General features: G+C 36.5%; 16 protein-coding genes and 2 riboswitches. All 16 genes read left to right on the top strand.

Going from position 1 to position 20,828, the window contains the following annotated elements:
• Window positions 1–48: 48 nt before the first annotated feature.
• Window positions 49–3,435: a helicase-exonuclease AddAB subunit AddB gene (gene addB / locus GX687_04385; GenBank protein HHX96685.1), complete on the top strand. Its 3,387-nt coding sequence runs from the start codon at window positions 49–51 to the stop codon at window positions 3,433–3,435.
• Window positions 3,428–7,054 carry a helicase-exonuclease AddAB subunit AddA gene (gene addA, locus GX687_04380; GenBank protein HHX96684.1) on the top strand — a complete coding sequence of 1,209 codons (3,627 nt, stop codon included), beginning with the start codon at window positions 3,428–3,430 and terminating at the stop codon, window positions 7,052–7,054. Before addB ends, addA begins: the two co-directional genes overlap by 8 nt.
• Window positions 7,055–7,196: 142 nt before the next feature.
• Window positions 7,197–7,871: a hypothetical protein gene (locus tag GX687_04375; GenBank protein ID HHX96683.1), complete on the top strand. Its 675-nt coding sequence runs from the start codon at window positions 7,197–7,199 to the stop codon at window positions 7,869–7,871.
• Between the two features lie 38 nt (window positions 7,872–7,909).
• Window positions 7,910–8,027, top strand: a riboswitch (FMN riboswitch).
• A gap of 85 nt (window positions 8,028–8,112) precedes the next feature.
• A complete protein-coding gene (locus tag GX687_04370) occupies window positions 8,113–8,649 on the top strand; it encodes an ECF transporter S component (protein ID HHX96682.1) in 537 nt (178 codons plus the stop codon).
• A gap of 37 nt (window positions 8,650–8,686) precedes the next feature.
• Window positions 8,687–8,865, top strand: a riboswitch (cobalamin riboswitch).
• 90 nt (window positions 8,866–8,955) lie between these two features.
• Complete coding sequence (locus GX687_04365) at window positions 8,956–11,724, top strand: DUF4430 domain-containing protein (GenBank protein ID HHX96681.1); 2,769 nt, start codon at window positions 8,956–8,958, stop codon at window positions 11,722–11,724.
• A 12-nt stretch (window positions 11,725–11,736) separates the two neighbouring features.
• The gene (locus GX687_04360; protein ID HHX96680.1) at window positions 11,737–12,723 is read left to right on the top strand and encodes a DUF4430 domain-containing protein; all 987 of its coding nucleotides are present in this window, start codon (window positions 11,737–11,739) and stop codon (window positions 12,721–12,723) included.
• A gap of 9 nt (window positions 12,724–12,732) precedes the next feature.
• On the top strand, window positions 12,733–13,626 hold the full coding sequence (locus tag GX687_04355; protein ID HHX96679.1) for an energy-coupling factor transporter transmembrane protein EcfT: 894 nt from the start codon (window positions 12,733–12,735) through the stop codon (window positions 13,624–13,626).
• Window positions 13,608–15,290, top strand: a complete 1,683-nt coding sequence (locus GX687_04350; protein ID HHX96678.1) for an ABC transporter ATP-binding protein — start codon at window positions 13,608–13,610, stop codon at window positions 15,288–15,290. The genes GX687_04355 and GX687_04350 overlap by 19 nt, the downstream gene beginning before the upstream one ends.
• On the top strand, window positions 15,265–16,278 hold the full coding sequence (locus tag GX687_04345) for a terpene cyclase/mutase family protein (GenBank protein ID HHX96677.1): 1,014 nt from the start codon (window positions 15,265–15,267) through the stop codon (window positions 16,276–16,278). Before GX687_04350 ends, GX687_04345 begins: the two co-directional genes overlap by 26 nt.
• The gene (locus tag GX687_04340) at window positions 16,275–16,880 is read left to right on the top strand and encodes an ECF transporter S component (protein ID HHX96676.1); all 606 of its coding nucleotides are present in this window, start codon (window positions 16,275–16,277) and stop codon (window positions 16,878–16,880) included. The genes GX687_04345 and GX687_04340 overlap by 4 nt, the downstream gene beginning before the upstream one ends.
• Window positions 16,881–16,918: 38 nt before the next feature.
• Window positions 16,919–17,998, top strand: a complete 1,080-nt coding sequence (ychF, locus tag GX687_04335) for a redox-regulated ATPase YchF (GenBank protein ID HHX96675.1) — start codon at window positions 16,919–16,921, stop codon at window positions 17,996–17,998.
• A 40-nt stretch (window positions 17,999–18,038) separates the two neighbouring features.
• Window positions 18,039–18,212, top strand: a complete 174-nt coding sequence (locus GX687_04330) for a hypothetical protein (GenBank protein ID HHX96674.1) — start codon at window positions 18,039–18,041, stop codon at window positions 18,210–18,212.
• Window positions 18,213–18,296: 84 nt separating this feature from the next.
• On the top strand, window positions 18,297–18,737 hold the full coding sequence (locus GX687_04325; GenBank protein HHX96673.1) for an NUDIX hydrolase: 441 nt from the start codon (window positions 18,297–18,299) through the stop codon (window positions 18,735–18,737).
• A gap of 98 nt (window positions 18,738–18,835) precedes the next feature.
• A complete protein-coding gene (gene speE / locus GX687_04320) occupies window positions 18,836–19,690 on the top strand; it encodes a polyamine aminopropyltransferase (GenBank protein HHX96672.1) in 855 nt (284 codons plus the stop codon).
• On the top strand, window positions 19,690–20,547 hold the full coding sequence (gene speB, locus GX687_04315) for an agmatinase (GenBank protein ID HHX96671.1): 858 nt from the start codon (window positions 19,690–19,692) through the stop codon (window positions 20,545–20,547). The genes speE and speB overlap by 1 nt, the downstream gene beginning before the upstream one ends.
• Window positions 20,548–20,686: 139 nt before the next feature.
• A partial coding sequence (locus tag GX687_04310; GenBank protein ID HHX96670.1) for a DUF255 domain-containing protein occupies window positions 20,687–20,828 on the top strand: 142 nt, incomplete at its 3' end.

Raw genomic sequence — 20,828 nt, 5'->3', positions numbered from 1 at the left:
TTTTGTTATGATGGAAAGTAAATAGTCCTTTTTAGGGGAGGAAAAATAGTGCTGCGATTTATAGTGGGGCGTTCTGGTTCCGGAAAAACGGAACAATGTCTGCGTGAAATAATTAAAGAATTGGAAAATAATCCGGAAGCGAATTGCATTTATTTGGTTCCGGAACAGGGATCTTTTTATGCGGAAAAAAGTCTTTTAAAATATAGTAAAAGAAGCGGGATTATGCGTGCTCAGGTACTTAGTTTTCGCCGTTTGGCTTGGCGTGTATTGCAGGAAACAGGTGGAGGTACCTTAACACCTTTAGATGAAATCGGCAGGATTTTAATTTTAAAACATCTTTTAACTAAACATCAAGAACAGTTTGAAGTATTCGCTCCAGTACTCTCTAAATCCGGTTTTTTAGAGCAATTAAATCGTGATCTTTTGGAAATGAAAAACTATTGTTTAAGTGTGGAGGAATTAGAGGAATGTTTGGGGGAATTATCTGGGGATTTGAAACAAAGACTCGCGGAATTTGTTTTTATTTATCGGGAATTTGAAAAATATACTGCGGAAAAATATTTAGATGTCAATGAACCTTTGGAATTATTGGCGGCAAGACTTTATCAGGCAGATTTCATAAAAAATACACAAATTTGGATTGACGGTTTTCATGGTTTTACACCTTTGGAATTTGCTGTGCTCAGGGAATTACTGCAGTATTGTCCACAGGTTAATTTGACTTTATGTTTAGAACCAAAATATTTACAAAAATGGCTCCCAACTACTCATCTTTTTTTTAAGCCCTGGGAAACCTATCAATATTTATTAAAAATAGCTGCGGAAATTCAGTGTCCATTAGCTGAAAGTGTTATTCTACCTATACCAGGACAGCGTAGGTTTAAAAATTGTGAGGAATTAGCTTTTTTGGAACGTAGTTTTCTGGAAACCATGCCGGTGTTTAAGGGGAAAGCTGAGGCTTTAAAGATACAGGCAAGTGCCAAGCGACAAGAGGAGGTAGAACAGGCAGCCCGTGAAATTGTTTTTCTTTGTCGTGAAAAAGGGCTGCACTATCGCGATATAGCTATTTTAGTACGTGATTTTAGTAATTATGAAAATTTATTAATTCATGTTTTGCGGGACTATGGGATTCCCTTTTTTTTAGACAAGAAAAAGGCTATGAATAATCATCCTTTGCCTAATTTAATACAAAGTGTTTTGGAGGCAATTATTAATGAATGGGATTATGATTCCCTATTTCGCAGTTTAAAAACAGATTTATGGCCAATAACTCGTTCCGAAAGTGATCTTTTGGAAAACTATTGTTTGCAGCAGGGGATCAAAGGCAGACAGTGGTGGCTGCGGAAATTTGAAGAAAAGAAAAATGAGGAAACAGATGCTCAAGTTTTGCAAGCTGGTAGTACTGTAGTAAAGCTACTTACTTTTTTACAGGCTAAGTTACTAGAAGCCAAAACTGCTCGTGAATATTGTCAGGCTTTATTTGTTTTTTTGGTGGAAATGGGGGTCCCCCAAAAACTAGAAAAATGGAGTCTGCAGGCTGAGGCAGAAGGCCAATTGGAAGAAGCTAGGATTCAGCTGCAAGTTTGGCAAAAAATATTGGAATTATTAGATCACTTAGTAGAAATTTTGGGAGATGAACCTTTAGATTTACAAGAATTTACTCAATTAATGATTAGTGGTATGGAGACCTTGGAATTGGCTCTGATTCCTCCGGGATTGGATCAGGTATTAATTGGCTCGGTTGAGCGTTCTCGTCATCCAGATTTAAAAGCTGTCCTTATTCTAGGTATTAATGAAGGAGTTTTTCCAGCTAAAATAACGGAAAGCAGTATTTTTAATGATCAAGATCGTCAGGATTTAGCTGAACGGGAACTTGTTTTGGCTCCTAGCACAGAACAGAAACTGTTTGATGAACAATTTCTGTTCTATCGGGCTTTGACTACTCCTAGTGAATATTTGGTTCTTAGTTATGCTTTAGCAGATGAAGAAGGCAGGGCTTTGGGCCCTTCTCCTTTCCTGCAGTGTTTACAATTGCTTTTTCCGGATAAGCAGTTTAAGGAGCAAGAAAGTGCTTTACAACTGATAACTTTGCCTAAACCTACTTTTAGTCATTTAGTGATTAATTTACGGCAAGCCAAGGATGGACAGGAAATTGACCCTTTATGGTGGGAGGTTTATAATTGGTATTTAAAGGAGGAAAAGAGTCGAACTTTTTTAACCAAGATGATTGAGGGGCTTTTTTATAAAGCTCGGCAGGCAGATTTAGCGGTGAAAAGCAGGCTTAAATTATATGGAAAGGAATTGCAAGTAAGTGTATCACGTTTAGAAATCTTTCAGGCTTGTCCTTTTCAGCATTTTTTAACATATGGTTTACGTTTAAAAGAACAAAATGAATATTTAGTTAGTGCTTTGGATTTAGGACATTTTTTTCACCGAGGTTTGGAAGAATTTTATTACTATTTAAAAACACATGATTTAGAGCATGGTGAACTCAGTGCGGCAGAATTAAAAGAAATTGTGGACAAAATTGTGGTTGAATTAGCACCTGTTATGCAAAATAAGATTTTTTATAGTACTGCTCGTTATCGTTATTTGATCAATAAATTGGCTAGAATTCTTTTGCGGGCAGTAATAGTTTTAGGTGAACATCACCGCAGAAGTAATTTTCGACCTTGGGGTGTTGAAATTTCTTTTGGTAAACAAGCCTCTTGGTCAGGTTTACATCTACAAATTGGTGGTACAAAGGTTGAAGTAGTGGGGCGTATTGATCGTATTGATTTAGCTGAAAATGATGGAAATGTTTATGTACGGGTAATAGATTATAAATCCGGGGAATTAGGACTTAATTTAGAAGAAATTTATTATGGTTTGAAATTACAATTACCGATTTATTTATTAGTTGCCCTACAGGAAATTTCCCAAAAATTAAAGAGGGTTACTGAACCTGCTGGTATGTTTTATTTTCCCGTTAAAGACCCTTTAATTAATACTAGAGGACCTTTGGATAAGCAGAATTTAGAGCAGGAAATCTTAAAAAACTTAAAGCTGCGCGGTTATTTATTAGAAAATCTGCCTGTGGTAAAATTAATGGATCAGGAAATTAGTGGTTACTCTGAACTACTGCCTGTTGCCATTAATAAAAAAGGTGAGTTTTATCGCAACCAAAAAAATGTTTTAAATGAGAAGGCTTGGAAAGCATTAATTAGTTATGCTGAATCTTTAGTGAAGAAAATTAGTAAAGAAATCTTATCCGGAAAAATAGGGGTTCAACCATATTATTATCGGGGGCATAAGCCATGTAATTATTGTCCTTATCCCGCGGTCTGCGGATTTGATCCTTTATTGCCTGGTTATAGTTATCGTTATTTATGGTCAAAAACAACCGCGGAGATTTGGTCGCAAATTAGTCTAGAAACGGGAGAGGAAAATGAGTAAAGTTAAGTGGACGAAAGAACAAGAAGCGGCAATTCAAACTAAAGACTGCAATTTATTGGTTTCGGCAGCAGCTGGTTCTGGTAAGACGGCAGTTTTAGTAGAAAGAATAGTTAGGCGTATTTTGGATGAACAGCAACCACTAGCTGTGGATCGTTTATTAGTGGTTACCTTTACAAATGCGGCTGCCCGGGAAATGAAAGAGAGAATTGATCTAGCTTTAACTAAATGTTTACGGGAGGATCCGACCAATGAATGGCTGCAAAAACAGCGTTTACTTTTAAATAAAGCTTTTATCTCTACAATTCATGCTTTTTGTTTAGATTTAATTCGTCAAAATTATTATCGACTTACACTACCTGATGGTTTGGCTTTGGATCCGGCTTTTTGCATTAGTGATGATGTCGAGAGTGCCCTGCTGAAAATTGAGGTTTTGGAAAATCTTTTTGAGGAAAAATATAAAATTGGTGAACCCACTTTTTTAGCTTTGGTAGAGGGGCTGGGGGGAGAAAGAGATGACCGTAATTTGCGGGAACTAATTTTAAAAATAAATAGCTTTTTAACCAGTTTGCCAGAGCCCAAATTATGGTTAAGGCAGGCGGTAGCAGTTTTTCAAGCGGCAATAACAGATCCCGAATTAAAGGGATTAAAAGATCAATTTATGGATAAAATAATTTTGGATTTGGAAGAAGCCATAATTTTAGAAGAAAGAGCCTTAGCTTTAGCTTTATTACCTGACGGTCCTCAGGAATATGCTTTAACTATTGAAGAGGAATTAAATACTCTTAAGAAAATTAAGCAAGCAGGGGATGATTTTTTAAAATATTTAGCAGCTTTTAAATTCCCCAGATTAAAAGCTTGCCGTAGTGAGGCTGATGAGTTTTTGAAGGAAGAAGTAAAGGCTTTGCGGGATCAGGCCAAAGGATTAATTCAAAATATTCAGGGGGAATATTTGCGGGCCCCTTTGTCGGAACTCATTGAGGAACAAAATGAAATGTATCCTTTAATGAAATGTTTGGCTGAATTAACAATTGAATTTGAAAAACGCTACTTTCGAAAAAAAATAGCTTTAAATGTTTTGGATTTTGCTGATCTTGAATTTTTAGCTTTGAATTTATTGGGTAAAAAAACACCAAAAGGTTGGGAACCTACTCCTTTAGCTTTAGATTTGCAAAAAAGATTTGAGGAAGTTTTAATTGATGAATATCAAGATATTAATGGGTTACAGGAAACTATTTTAACTTTGCTGGCTCGTGAAAAAAGTAATTTATTTATGGTTGGTGATGTAAAACAAAGTATTTATGGATTTCGTTCTGCTGAACCTAGTTTGTTTTTGAATAAATATAATACTTATAGTGAACAGGTGGGGAAAAAAGAAAGAAAAATTAATTTGTCCAAAAACTTTCGCAGTAGAATTAATATTGTTAAAGGAGTAAATTTCATTTTTCGTCAATTAATGAGTAAACATTTGAGTGGGCAAACATATGACCAAAAAAATGAGTTGGTTTTTGGGGCCCATTGGATGACAGAGGATGAAAAGTCTGCCTTACCCTTGGAGTTTCATCTACTGGAGACACGACAGATAGATGCTTCGGGGGATGAAGCAGATGAAGAAATTACTGCTTTGCAAGCTGAGGCCCGTTTAATTGGTCGCCGTTTGCTTGAATTACAAGATGAAGCTTTAATCTGGGATCAAAGCAAACAAGAATATCGCCAACCTGAATTTCGTGATATAGTTATTTTATTAAGAATGATGCATAATACTGCTCCTGTTTTTTTAGAAGAATTTCAAAAATTGGGTATTCCCGTTTATGCTGAAATCGGCAGTGGTTATTTTGCTGCTCGAGAAGTGCAAATAATGATGGCCTTATTAAAAATTATTGATAATCCCTATCAAGAAATTCCTTTAGCTGCAGTTTTGTTTTCTCCTCTAGTAGGTTTAAATGCTGAAGAAATGGTAAGTTTGCGTACCGTGGAGGAGCAGTGTCTTTTCACGGCTTTAAATCTCGCCCGGGAGCGGGTAAGAGGAGAATTGGGAAATAAGGCTGAGGTTTTTTTAGAAAGGTTGGAAAAATGGCGTACCTTTGCTCGGCGTAATTCTGTGGTGGAATTATTAGGTCTTTTATATCAAGAAACCGGTTATTATGATTATGTGGGTAGTTTACCAGGTGGAAAACAGAGACAGGCAAATTTGCGGGCCCTTTTGGAACGGGCCAAACAATTTGAGCAAACCACATTAAAAGGATTGTTTAATTTTTTGCGTTTTTTAAAACGATTGGCTGATTCGGGTAGTGATTTGGGAACAGCTAAGGCTTTGGGGGAAAATGAAAATGTAGTGCGTTTAATGAGTATTCATCAAAGTAAAGGTTTAGAATTCCCTATAGTTTTTTTGGGCTGTTTGGGAAAACAATTTAATTTTAGAGATTTAAATGAGGATCTTTTAATAGATCGTGATTTGGGTTTGGGTCCGGTTTGGGTTAATCCGGAAGCAAGATTAAAATATCCTACACTAGCAAAATTGGTACTTGCCGATAAAATTAAAGCAGAAATGCTAGCTGAAGAAATGCGTATTCTTTATGTAGCCATGACTAGAGCAAGGGATAATTTAATTTTAGTGGGTGTAGTCAAGGATCAAAAAGAGATGATACGTAAATGGCAGCGGTTAATTAATCCTAGGCAAAAGTCTTTGCCGGTTAACACTATTTTGCAAGCACGTACACCTTTGGATTGGTTAGGTCCCTCTTTACTTAGACATCCGGTTGCTAAAAAAATTAGTACCTGTCAATTAAATGATGCTTCACATTGGCAGCTTAAATGCTGGTCACTTTTTGATTTGGATATACCGGAAAAAGAAAAAAAGGTTGATTATCAAGTAGAATTAAACCAGGTAAAAAAATTACTTCCGTTGAATAAGGGTTTTGTTGGTAAAACGGTGGCAAGTCGTTTAAATTGGGTTTATCCTGAACCTGTTTTAGCGAATTTACCTAGTAAATTGTCGGTAACGGAAATCAAGAATCGCTATTATTTATTAATTGGGGAACAAGAACATTGTGATTCATTGTTTACGCAATATTCTTTTGCTCAGCGGCCCCGTTTTTTACAGAAAGAAGGGCTTACCCGGCGTGAAAAAGGTACTGCTTTACATTTAGTAATGCGTTATTTGGATTTTGCAAGGGCGACTACTTTGTCTTTAATCACGACACAAATAAAAGAAATGGTGGAGCGGCAGTTGCTAACTGACCTACAGGCAAAGGCGGTAGATAAAAAAGCAATTCTCGAATTTGTATATTCACCTTTAGGTAAAAGAATAAAGCAGGCTGAGAAACTGCAAAGGGAAGTGCCTTTTATGTTTACTCTGCCTGCCGAGGAATTGTATCCAGAGGCCCGGCCATTTCCCGGGAAAACAATAACCGTACAGGGAACTGTTGATTGTCTTTTTAAAGAAGGAAATCAACTTGTTTTGGTGGATTATAAAACTGATCGAGTTGAAAAAGAGGTTTTATGTAAACGTTATCAAGTACAAATGGATCTGTATGCCCGGGCTTTAAGTGTTATTTTGGAATTGCCTATTAAGGAAAAAATATTGTATTCCTTTTATTTACAAACCCCTTTAAAAATATAAATTTATGTATTTAAGTTTACTGAATTGGGACAATATGTTATAATTATTGGAGAATAGGATGAGGTTGTGAAAACATATCGGGGGGCCTGTAAAAAGGGCAAGATTTGAAAAGGTGGATAAAAATAAAGGGGGGAAATTAGGAGTGGGGTTGTGGGAAAATATTAAATCAAAATTGACGGGGACGGAAAAGAATAATTATGATTTGCGATTAAAAGAGGTTATTAAAAAAATGGAAGGCCTACCCATTTATTTCAGTGAACATGATTTTCGGGGAGGAAATTTTACAGATATCGCCGCACTTATTCAGCGACCACTTGCTGACAAGGAAAAATTAAAAGAAGCTGCAGAAAAAGATAGAACTATGGGTAATAAACATATTGCCCGGGATAAAATTTGGGAAATTGATCATGAATTTAATCCTCTATTATCGGAAATTAGGGGTGTTATTGCTAATGAACCAGATCAACAGAAGGCGGAAAAATTGGTAGAAGTTTATGAAAAAGTGCGTCAGGTTAGGGATGACTACGAAAAAAGAGTAAATGCATGGCAGGAGTTGGGTGAACAGTTAATCAGTAGTGAATATCATGGTACACCCATTACTGAAACATTTGAGAAGCAATTATCAAGATTATATGAGTTGGAAGAAAAGTATAGTGTTCATAATAATGATGGTGGATTAAAAGCTCTTAAACGGGCTATAGATGAAATTGAAAAAAATATACAACCACGTGTTCAAGATTATTACCAAGGAATCGAAAATGTAAGAAGTGAAAAAGGAGAAAGAGAAAGTACTATAGAAGAACGCGATGAGCGTTGATTTTGTTGAAACTTTGTTTTATAATTAAAATAATTTAATAGTTCCTTCGGGGAGAGGTGAAATTCCTTACCGGCGGTAAAAGCCCGCGAGCCTTTTAAGGTTGATTCGGTGTAATTCCGAAGCCGACAGTTATAGTCTGGAGGGGAGAAGGAGGGGGATCTGATGATGTTTATTATTAATTAACCCGAGGGATATCCCTTGGGTTTTTTGTTGTCTTAAAAAAGAAGGAGGAGAAAGACTAATGAATACAAAAAAACTAGTTCGGATTGCCGTGTTAACAGCTGCGGCAATATTATTAATGCACACTATCTTTTTTCCCATACCCCCTTTTCCCAACTTTTTAACCTATGATCCTGGTGATATTCCGGGACTGTTGGCTACTTTTGCTTGGGGACCATTGGGTGGGCTCTTGGTACAATTTTTAAAATGCACACTTGGTTATTTTTTGGGAGCCTCCAAGGCAGGTGCTATTGGTATGGCGGCTAACTTTGTTTCTGGGGGAACCATGGTTTTAATTGCCGGTATGGTTTATCAACAGCATAAAACATTAAAAAGGGCGATTTTAGCTTTAGTTTGTGGGGCCGTTGCCGCAGCCTTGATAATGGCCTTGGCTAATTATTTTGTCTTTTTTCCATTATGGGGTTTTCCCACAACTGGTGCTTTGACCTTAATTGTTAAAGTAGTTTTTCCGTTTAATTTGGTGAAGTATAGCATTTCTTCACTAGTTACCTTTTTAATTTATAAACGTACTAAGAGATTTTTCGTTGAAGAGGCTTGACGGAATTTGTTAGGCATGTTAACTTAAGGTGCAACATAAAATTTAATAGGTAATAGGTGCCCTTTAAAAAGGGAGAATAGGGAAGCGAGTGCAAATCTCGAACGGACGCGCCACTGTAAGTGGGAATAAAGTTTTCTTACCACTGGTTAATCTCGGGAAGGTAAGAAAAGTAAGCAGCCACAAGTCAGGAGACCTGCCTATTACAGCCACTAAAAACCTTCGCGAAAGAGGTTAAAATATAAGTATGCCTTAGTATTTCTTTCATGAAGTACTAAGGCTTTTTTTTACAATTAAGGAGGGTAAAAAATGCAGAAAAAATACAGCAAAAAAATTATCTTTATACTACTTTGTGGGTTGTTATTTTTAGGGATGAACCAAATTACTTTGGCTTTTGATAATTTGGCTCAGCAGGCGATTAGTAATAATTATAGTTTTTATCAGGAAGGGAAAGCAGTAGATGGCACCTGGGGTAATTTTACTGCTTTTGATGGTTATTTACTTTCTAAGGCAGGTGTAAATATTGAGGCTTGGGAGCGGGAAGATACAAATTTTAAAAAAGAATTACAAGAATTAATTGCGGAATCATTAAATGAAAAATCTGCAGCAGCGAAAAAAATTGTCGAAGGATATTTATTAGCTAAGGAATGGGCTGAGGAGGAATTGGCTGAGCAATTATGGGGGCTTTTACAAAAAAAACAAGTAGAACAGGCCAATGGCTCTTTCGATAATCAGGTTTATAGTGATTTAGCTGCTTTTGCTTATTTAAGCCGGGCTGGGCTAGGTACAGAATTAGAAGTGGAAAAAATACTTGTTTATCTACTTGAAACACAAGACTCGCAAGTAAAGGCTTGGCCGGAAGGTGCTTTTCAGGATTTACAGGCTACCGCCCAAGCTATACAGGCCTTGGGTTATTTTGGGGAATTTACTGAAGATGAAGAATTAAAGTTAAGGGTAAAAGAGGCCATCACTACAGGTCTTTTTTGGTTAAAAGAAAGGCAAAAACCTAATGGCAGTTTTTTGGATGAAGCTGGATTTGATGATCCTTTAATTGATAGTGTGGAAGTACTTTTAACTTTGCAGCAGCTAGATCTTGAGCCTTGGTTAAGTGTTGCTGGATATAATGTCTTGGATTTTTTACGGGAACAAGCATTACAAGGGATTAATACTATGGCTAGTAATACTTGGGCACTGGAGGCAGCACTTTCATTAGGTGTAGAGCCTGCTTCGGAAATGGCACTTGGTTTAAACATGTCACAAGAGAATATTCAATTGGCTGTAGGGGAGAAAGCTTTATTTGTCGTAGAAGCTATTTTTATTGATGGAACTAAAAAGGAGGTTACTCAAGAGGCGGAATGGTTCCTTGAACAAAAGGAAATTGCTCACTTGGAAAAAACAAGTGAGGGTGTATGGGTAACTAGAACAGCCCCTGGCTATTTTCAAATTAAAGTAGTTTATCAAAGTTTAAGTAAAAATTGTGGAGTAAAATTGATTAACGTTTTTCTGCGGATTGAAGGTCCTCAGACTACCATTTTACCCACTAAAGAAATTACGGTACCGGCAGATGCCAATTATTTAGATATTTTACATAGTGGTGCTGAGGAATTCGGTTATCAAATAGAGATTGGTGAAAGTGGTTTTTTGGAAAAAATTAATGGCCAAGGCAGTCCTGATTTTTATTGGTTAATAGTGCCTTATCGAGAAATTTATCAAACTGGTGATAGTTTGGTTCTTTCGGGGAATGGTTCCACAAATTTAGGTGAAATAATTTTGGAGACCGCGGAAATTAAAGCAAATAACCGGGTAAAGTTAAGGGTTATTTATGAGGATGGTGAACCGGTAAAGGAAGCCTTGGTAACTTATTATTCCGCCGAAAAGCCTTTCGAGGTAGTAACTGCTGGTTATACGGATCAGGTGGGTGTAATTGAATTCAAAATTAAAAATAAAGGTACTTATTTTATAACGGCTGAAAAACCTAATGTTGATTTTGTTGCGGATAGTGGTTTGGTAAGGACGCCTCCTGTGCAATTACTGGTTGAGGAAAAAAGTCAAAGTAAGCCGCGTGAAGATCAGATAACAGTAAAGATGCTGATTACGGGAAAAAATCGAGAATGTCTTTTTTTCGGAAAAGTGACTTTGAATAAAGGAGAAACATCGGTTTTTGAGGCTTTACTTAAAACAAAACTTCCTTATGAAGGTGACTATACTTTTATTACTTCTATAGCTGGACAAAGGAACCAAGGTTTAAATGGTTGGATGGTAAAAGTAAATGGAGATTTTATTCTTACTTCCATTGGGAGCTATTATTTAAAAGAGGGTGATTTTGTTGAATGGTTATATAGTTTGACACCTGAAAACAAAATAAAGCCAGAAAAGAAATTACCACCACAAGAAGAAATTAGCCAGATTTGGCATACAGAGGTGCCCTTGGTAATAGAAGTTTTGGAGAAAGAGGTTAGTGGTGCTTTTAAAGCAATTGGATTTCCCCAAATTAAAGTAAGTGGGGAAAATACAAGTTTTACGAAACCAGTGGCCCTAACAATTGATTTAGCCCGGGATGAATTAAAGATTAGCGAAGGAGCCCTGCTTTGCGGTATTAGGTATGAAAAGGATGTCAGGGGTAATTGGTATCCGGTAAAATTGGGGGGAGTATATGATTCTGTTCGGAAAAGCTTTCTTTTTTTAATCGATAAACCGGGAATTTATAGTCTGGTTGAAGTGTCTGAATTACGGGAAATAGTTATTGAGGGGGAAAAAGCGGTAGTGATAGTGAATAATCAGGAAGAAGAGATAGAGGTCTCCTTTTATCAGGCAAAAGGTACTTTTTTTCTACCCCTGCGTTTTATAGCGGAAAAAATGGGTGCTGAGGTGGTTTGGCAAGCAGAGACCAAAATGGTTGAAATGCATTTTGCTGAGGAGTCGTTTCGCTTAGTGGTAGGCAAAACAAGTGAGCGCCTCCCTATAGCTGCGGAAATTAAAGAGGGCAGAACGTTTGTTCCGCTAGACTATTTTGCAAATTATTGGGGTATCCGGGTGCTTTGTTGGCCTGAGGAAGCTAAAATTGAGTTGGTAGCATAGGGGGAATGTTTGATGTCTAATAAACGAATATTTGCTTTGCTGCTCTTAATACTTTTGTTTTTATTTACGGCCTGTACGCCTAAAGCAGAACCAGTTTTAATTGAAGAAGAAAAAATAATAGTTGTGGAGGAACCAAAAAAAGAGGAAGTAGAGCCATCTGCAGATTTTTTTACTTTGTTAATTACACGTGATTATGGTCGTACTATTTTGGAGGAGCGGGAAGTATGTGCGGAAAATAAGGCAGTGTTAAATATACTACATGAAATTTTCCCTGGTGAAATTGAAACAGCTTATGGGGGCAGCTATTTATGCGGTATTAAAGATTTAAAAGCCACTAGGGGATATGATTGGTTTTTTTATGTTAATGGTCTTTTTGCCGATGTGGGGGCTTTAGACTATTTTCCCACTGTGGGTGAAAAAATATGGTGGGATTATCACCAATGGCAAATACAGCACAGTGCTAATGCCCTAATTGGCTGTTATCCTGAACCTTTTTTACATGGTTATCAGGGCAAAATAAAGCCGACGAAAATAGTTTATACCCCCACCCAAAAGGCAAAAGCCTTTGAATTGCTGGATTCTTTAAAATCATTAGGAGTTCAAGAAATAGATAGTGAAATATTTGCTGCTGAATTTACTCCTCATCAAGGACCGCGGCTAGTTATTGGTAAGTGGTCTGATTTAGAAAATAATAATTATTTACAGCAATTAAATCAAGGTTTTCAAAAAAATGGTTTTCTACATTTTACAGGGGCAAGTCTCCATTTGTATGATTATCAGGGCGAAAAATTAAAAGAATTAAGTGGAGAGGTGGGGGTAATTGTGGCTTTTGCTGCCAAAGCAGCTGATTGGGCACCACTATGGTTAATTAGTGGTCTTAATGAAAAGGGTGTAGAAAAAGCTTGTAATTTATTAATTAATACACCAGAAAAAATTAAGGGTTGGGGGGGAGTCGTTCTTTTTGATGATGGACTCCTGTCTTTACCTCTTTTAAATTAGGGTAAAAGAATGTTAAAACCAACGGCAAATTTTGAATTTCATCCTTTGGTTATTTTGCTTTACTTAATTAGTGTCATTTTTTTGGCACTTCTCTTTAATCACCCTTTATTTTTATTGGTTCTTTTTTTTAGTATAGTTGGTGTCAGCTGTTTTTTCGGTTGGGGAAAAGCCTGTCTGAATTATTTAAAATTAAGTGGGGGACTCTTTTTTTTAATTGTGCTTTTTAATTTGTTTTTGGTGCGTACTGGTAGTACGGTATTATGGATGGGTCCGCGTCTACCTGGTTGGGGAAAACTGTTTATTACTTGGGAAGCATTTGTTTATGGAATTGGGATGGGACTAAGATTATTAATTATGATTAGTGTTTTTTGTTGGTTTATCTTTGTTTTGGAAACTGACCGCTTGGTACAATATTTGGGAATGGGACATTTAAAAATTGCCCTTATTTTGGGACTGGCTCTGCGTTTATTTCCGTTAATGTATGCTGATTGGCTGCGAATTATTGAAGTACAGCGTACACGCGGACAGGAACTGCAAAAAGGAAAAAAAAGGGAAAAAATAAGACAATTACTGCCCAGTTTAAAAATTTTTTTGTTATCTAGTTTGGAAAGAGCTTTTCAATTGGCTGAATCTCTGCAAATGAGAGGTTATGGTTTAGGTAAAAGAAGCAATTATCGAGTTCCTAAATGGAGGAAAGAGGATAAAATTATGTTCTTTTTTATGTTTGGGGGGTTAGTTTTTAGTTTATGGTTAATTGCTAGCGGGCAAGCTCTTTATCACTATTATCCCACTTTGCAAAGTATTGGTAAGATAGAAATAGGGGGAGCCTTAATTTTAGGCTTTTGTTTTTTAATTCCGGGGTTGTTAAATTGGGGGTGGAAAAAATGGTCAGTTATCAAGTAGTAGATTTAACCTATTATTATCCAGAGGCCCAAGAGGCGGCTTTGAAGAAAATAAATTTGGACATTATGACTGGGGAATTTGTGCTTTTATTGGGTAGTTCAGGAAGTGGAAAGTCGACGCTGGTTCGTGCTCTAGCTGGTTTGGTACCTAAGTTTTATGGGGGTAGTATTAAAGGGGATGTTTATTTGGAAGGTCAAAGGTTAAGTACTTGGAAAAGAAAAGCCCTACTTTCTAAAATAGGGCTGGTTAATCAGGATCCGGAAAGTCAATTGATTTTTAGTCAGGTGGAACAGGAATTTGTTTTTGGCATGGAAAATTTGGGATTAAGTGTAGAGCAAATGCGAAAACGGCTTTGGGAGTTAAGCACCTTTTTTTCACTTACTGATTATTTAAATCGGAAAACCACCGTTTTATCCGGTGGTTTAAAACAAAAGCTAGTTTTGGCTTCTGTTTTAGCCGTTCAACCGGAAATTTTAATTTTAGATGAACCTACCTCACAATTGGACTCTTTAGCCGCTGAACAGATTTTAACTTTTATCCGTAAGTTAAATGAGGAATTGGGTATGACCATTATTTTAATCGAACAAAAACCGGAAAGATGTTATCATTTGGCAGACCGAATTTTAATTATGGAAAAAGGTGAAATTATTCAAAATGAAACCTGTGGGCAAAGGTTAGCCCAGTGGTCAGTAAAGCATAAAAAATTATTTTTGCCAATCATACCACATTTATTTGCCAAATGTGGTTTTTGGGAAATCCCCTTAAGTGTAAAAGCCGGAAGACAATTATTAAGTCCCTTATTAACAGAAACTGCACCTTTATTCCCTAAGGAAAGTGTTAAAAAAAAGATGGTCACCGCTGAGAAGCCGCTTTTAAGGATTGAAAATCTGTCTTATCATTATGATCATGGTCTACAGGTATTAAATAATGTTAATTTAGATTTGTTTCCCGGGGATTTTTGGGTTTTATTAGGGGAAAATGCTGCCGGGAAAACGACACTTTTAAAACTAATTCGCGGTTTGTTAACACCTACCCAAGGTAAAATTTATTATTTAGAAGAGGAAATTGGGACTCGAGCATTGGAAAAATGGGCTGCTGAAATTGGTTATCTATCACAATATCCAGGGGATTATCTTTTTCAGTCAACAGTACGTGAGGAGTTTGAGTTTTCTTTGTTTAATTTACGAAAGTCATTAGGGGATAAAGTAGATTTTTATTTGGAAAAATTGGGTCTTAGTAAATTTGCCGATGGTTATCCCCGTGATTTAAGTGTGGGGGAAAGACAGTTAACTGCTATAGGAACCGTTTTGGTCAGTGAGCCTAATTTAATTTTGTTAGATGAACCCACGCGGGGACTTGATTATCAGGCAAAGGCAGTTTTGGGTAAATTGCTTTGGGAATTATCCGCGGAGGGAAAAACTATCTTTATGGTAACCCATGATTTAGAATTTGCTGCTGAATATGCTACAAAAATTGCTTTGTTATCACAGGGTAAAATAGTTAGTTGGGGTGAGAAAGCAGCAGTATTTAAAGAAATGCTTTTTTTTACACCTCAATTGATAAAATTATTTCGTAATATGGTATCAGAACCACCACTTACCTTTCAGCAGGGTTATCAGTTATTGGAGGGATTGAAAAATGCTGTTCACGAAAAAAACATTTAGGACAATCTTTTTTTGGGGCCTTTTAGGATTATTATTAATTTTTCCGAGTAAAACTGAAGGGGTCTGTCAACAAGTTGAAATGGGGATTAATTATTTAACTGCACTACAGAATTCTGATGGGGGTTTTCCCTTGGAAAAGGGATTGCCTAGTAGTCCGGAAGTGACTGATTGGGTAGTAATGGCTTTGGCAGCGGCTGGTGAAGAAATTGACAGTAAAACTTTAACTTATTTAGCTAAGGAGAGGCCTTTGACATCAATAACTGATTATGCCAGAACTATATTGGCTTTAACGGCTATAGGTGAAAAGGAAGAATTAAGTGAAGAGCTTAGATGTTGGCAATTGTCTAGTGGGCAATTTGCTAGAAAGGAATTTGCAGAAACAGAATTAGTCAATGGGCATTTATGGTCAGTTTTGGCTTTGGTTAGTGCTGGGAAAGCAATTCCGGAAAAAGAAAAGGCTTTAAACTGGTTAGTGGCACAGCAAAATGAAGATGGTGGTTTTGCTTGGGCTGTGGGAGGGGACAGTGATCCCGATAGTACCGGAATAGCTTTGAGTGCTTTAGCCATATTAGGTGTGGAGAAGGAGGCAATTGTAGTGCAGCGGGCTTTGGAATATTTAAAAAGTCGGCAAACCCTGACTGGAGGGTTTGCTTGGTGGGGGGAGGAACCTAATACAGCTACTAATGCTTGGGTAATTCAAGGTTTAATTGCTATTGGTGAAAATCCTATTGGGGACAAATGGTTAGCTGCAGGAAAAAGCCCTAGGGATCATTTAATTGCTTTACAAAATGAAGATGGTTCTTTCCAATGGATGGAAGGGGTTAATTCTTCTACAGTATTAATGACGGCATATGCCTTAGTAGGATTAACCGATAATTTTTATCCGGTTAATGTGGAGTTGACGAAAAAGACTTTTTCGTTAGCAAATTTTAAGGAATTTCTTTTGCACACTTTTCAGGTGTGGAAAAAAGGGTTGAATTTAGGATGAGTGGGGCCATTATTGCTTTAGTATGTTTACTTTTTTGTCTGGGCACGGTTTTCTATAATTTTGAAAAAAAAGTGGTTACAGCTCAGGAAATTGCACTATTGGCTACAATGACTACTTTAGCGGCTCTTTTTCGCCTGCCGTTTGCCTTTTTTCCTAACCTACAACCTACAACTTTCTTAGTAATGATTACAGGTTATGTTTGGGGCAGTCAAAAAGGATTTTTAGTAGGTGCTTTGGCTGCACTAGTTTCTAATTTTTTTCTGGGACAAGGCCCTTGGACTCCATGGCAAATGTTAGCTTGGGGTTTATGTGGTGCTTTGGCCGGAATTTTGGGAAGAAAAGCGGTAGATTATAATTCAAAAAAGTTTGCTTGGTTAGCTTTCTTTTGTGGTTATTTATTTGGTTGGTTGATTAATTTTTGGCACTGGTTGGCTTTTATTTATCCATTAAATTTAAAAACTTGGTTAGTGGTTTGTTTGGCCAGTTTTCCGTTTGATACTATCCATGCTTTGGGAAATTTAATGTTTTCTATAATTTTGGGACCATTATTTTATCCAATTTTAAAACGATTTCGGCAAAAATTTAAAATCGAATTTCTTTAACAACTGTGATAATATGTTTATATAAGGGGGCGTGAGCAGTGAAAATAGGTTTGGTAGGATTGCCTTTAACAGGTAAAACGACCTTTTTTAATCTTTTAACAAATAGTCAAGCGGAAACAGCTGCGGGAAAAATGGTTACCAATTTGGGTACGGCAAGGGTACCTGATCCAAGAATAGATTTTTTAAGTAAATTATATCAACCGCGTAAAACAATTTATGCTCAAATTGATGTAGTCGATTTGGCTGGTTTAATGATTAGTGGTGAACAGCAAAAATCAAGTGCAGCAAAGTTTTTACATGATGTGCGTTCCTGTGATGCTTTGGTACATGTTTTAAGAACCTTTACTAATCGAGAAGTAGTACATGTGGCCGGTGAAATTAATCCACAGCGTGATTTAGAAACAGTAGAAATGGAACTTTTGTTTGCTGATATGGAATTAATAGAAAAAAGGAAAGCTAGAATCTTGGCTGGTAAAAAAATCAAAGAAGCGGAAAAATTAGAATTGGAATACTTAGATAAATGTTATGCTTTTTTGGAAACAGGAGAATTTATTGGTGATTCAGATTTATCTTTAGAGGAGCGGGCTGCTCTAAAAAATTATGCTTTTCTTACGGAAAAACCTCGTTTGGCTGTAGTTAATTTGGATGAGGAACAATTTAGGAAAAAGGAGTATCCTCAGCGTCAAAAATTGATGGAAATATGTCAGGAAAAGGGAATACGTCTTTTGGAAATTTGTGCTCAAATGGAATGGGAAATTAGTGAATTAAGTACTACAGATAAAAAATTGTTCATGGAAGACCTAGGTTTAACCGAGACGGGGATTGAGCTTTTGGCACGTCATGCCTATGAACATTTAGGTTTAATTCCTTTTTTCACGGTAGGTGAGGATGAAGTAAGGGCCTGGACAATAGCTAAAGGCACTACAGCTAAAGTAGCAGCTGGAAAAATTCATTCTGATATTGAACGTGGTTTTATTCGAGCGGAAGTGGTAAAATTTAATGACCTGAAGAGATTAGGGCAGATGAGTCAAGTAAAGGAAAAGGGGCTTTTCCGTCTAGAAGGTAAAAATTATTTAGTTGAGGATGGTGATATTATTAACTTCCGTTTTAATGTTTAAAAAGTAATCGGAAAAGTTAATTCCTAAACGGGGGGTTTTTATGACAGAAAAAAAGACTTTTCGAATTGCGGTTGGTTGTCCAAGTTTTGAATCAGTAAGATTTGTGCAAGGGATTGTATTAGGTAATGTTTCTTCCCGTAATTTAAACTTAAAGTGTAATTACTGTAATCATTGGCGAAAGGGATGTTGTGAGCTTTTTTTGGCTAAAAGGTAAATATTGATATTTTTCCCGGCAGGAGAACACCTTGCTTTTGTCGAACATAATATTAAACTATAGAAGTCAAAGGGAGGATCTGCTATGTTAACTAGGGAGTGTGCAGGTGGTGTGGTTTTCACTGACAACAAAGTGTTTATCCTGAAAAATGACAAAGGAGAATGGGTTTTACCTAAAGGTGTGGTTCGTAATAAACAATTAGCCTTGGACGTTGCCTTGGAAAGAGTGAAATATGAAGGTGGTGTCAAGGCTAATGTTATTTCACCAGCTGGTGAAACTAGTTATGAGTTTTATTCTTTTACCAGGAAAAGACCAGTGTGTAATAAAATTGATTGGTTCATTATGGAAGCAGTAAATGAATCTTTTCAGGTGAATAGTGATGAAGGTTTTACAGACGGCGGTTTTTTCTCCATAGATGAAGCTTTAGAAAAAATAACTTATAGTCAGGACAAATCCCTAGTTCGTTTAGCTTTCCGTCGTTATAATTTTTATCGTAATCAAGAATTGGCGGAAACCGTTAGTTAAAAGCAATCTCTTTCTAGATAAATAAAAGCACCGGGGGATTTTTCCGCCGGTGCTTTTGATATAATAATAGATATTATCAAAATAAAGGGGGCATTATTTTGAAAAGTGATTTATGGATTACTGAACAGCAAACTGAGGATTTGTTAATTTCTTTTCGAGTCAAAGAAAAATTACATGAAGAAAAAACCGATTTTCAACATCTTTCCTTAGTCGATACTTATACTTATGGAAGAATGCTTTTTTTAGATCATTGTGTGATGACTAGTATCAAAGAAGAGTTTGTTTACCACGAGATGATTACTTGGGTAGCTTTAAATACTCACCCTTGTCCTCAAAATGTTTTAATTATCGGTGGAGGGGATGGGGGAGCTTTACGTGAAGTCGTCAAACACCCTCGAGTTAAGAGTGCTACTTTGGTTGAAATAGATGAACGTGTCATTATAAATTCACAAAAATATTTACCGGAAATAGGTTCAGCTTTTGAACACCCTAAAGCTAAAGTATTAATAGCTGATGGTATCAAACATGTACAAGAACGGCAAAATGAATATAATCTAATAATTATAGATTCTACTGATCCGATAGGACCTGCTGAGGGACTTTTTTCAGCCGATTTTTACCACGCTGTTTATCAGGCTTTAAGGGAGGACGGGATTATGGTAGCCCAAACTGAATCTCCTTTTTTGCCCAAAGATCGAAAGTTAATTAAGCGTATTCAAGCAGATTTACGCAAAATATATTCCTTGGTTAGATTATATTTGGCTTATGTGCCAATTTATCCGACAGGTATGTGGAGTTTTTCGTTAGCTTCTAAAAAATATGATCCTTTAAAAGTAAACAAGCAGGAAATTATAGCACCAGCAACAAGATACTATAATTCGGCTATTCATCATGCTGCTTTTGTATTACCCAGTTTTGTGCAAGAGTTCTTGCAGGAGGTAGAAAAATGTTGATGCCTTATTTACAGCCCTGTCTTGGATTTTTAGGTGCAGCTGCAGATTCTCGAGAAGCTAAAGCAGTAATTATTGGTTTGCCGATGGATTATACGGTTAGTTTGCGGCCTGGTGCACGTTTTGGTCCTCAGCAGATTAGAAATATATCAATAGGTTTAGAAACCTATAGTCCTTATCAAGATAAAGATTTAAGTGAAATAATTTATTATGATGCTGGAGATGTGGAGCTGCCTTTTGGTAATACTATTGGTAGTTTACAGCGTATCGAAGGTATAGCTGAAAAAGTTTTTGCTTCTGGAAAAATACCTTTTTTTTTAGGTGGAGAACATCTTGTTTCTTTACCTATTTTAAAAAGCTGTAAAAAGTTTTTCCCGGAATTGGTAGTTTTACATTTTGATGCACATACTGATTTACGGGAAGAGTTTTTTGGTGAAAAATATTCTCATGCTACTGTAATGCGAAACGTAGTAGATATTTTAGGCAAGAAAAAATTATATCAATTAGGAATTCGTTCAGGTATAAAAGAAGAATTTGCTTATGCTCGTGAAAACACGTACCTGTTTATAGATGAAATTTTTCCTGCATTGGAACAGATAATTAAAGAAATTAAAGATAAGCCTATTTATATAACTTTTGATATTGATGTTTTGGATCCGGCTTTTGCACCTGGTACTGGGACACCCGAACCTGGTGGCTGTACACCCAGGGAAGTTTTTCAAGCTATTTTGTTAATGCGCGATTTAAACATAGTAGGTCTAGATTTGGTAGAAGTGGCCCCAGCTTATGATCAATCCGAAAGAACGGCAATTTTGGCGGCTAAAATATTAAGAGAGGCCTTACTTGCGTTTGTGAAATAATTTCGCTAAAAACTTAAAGAATCTTTAGTTAGTGTAAAATTACCGGATTTCAAGGTTGATCAAAACTTCCTTCTCAATATAATTTTTGATTTTTGGATATATTATAAGAAAGATAAGTTTAATTTGAGGAGGTGGTTTTATGACTAAGTTAAAAATACCCAATAGATTAGCCCGGGAAAAAAGTCCTTATTTATTGCAGCATGCACGTAATCCTGTAGACTGGTTTCCATGGAGTGAAGCGGCTTTTCAAAAAGCAAAAGTTGAAGATAAGCCTATTTTTT

The organism is Clostridia bacterium (assembly GCA_012841935.1).
GTDB lineage: Bacteria > Bacillota > Peptococcia > DRI-13 > DTU073 > DUTS01.
Note: the sequence above shows the minus strand (reverse complement) of the source record. Positions and strands in the feature narration are given on the sequence as shown.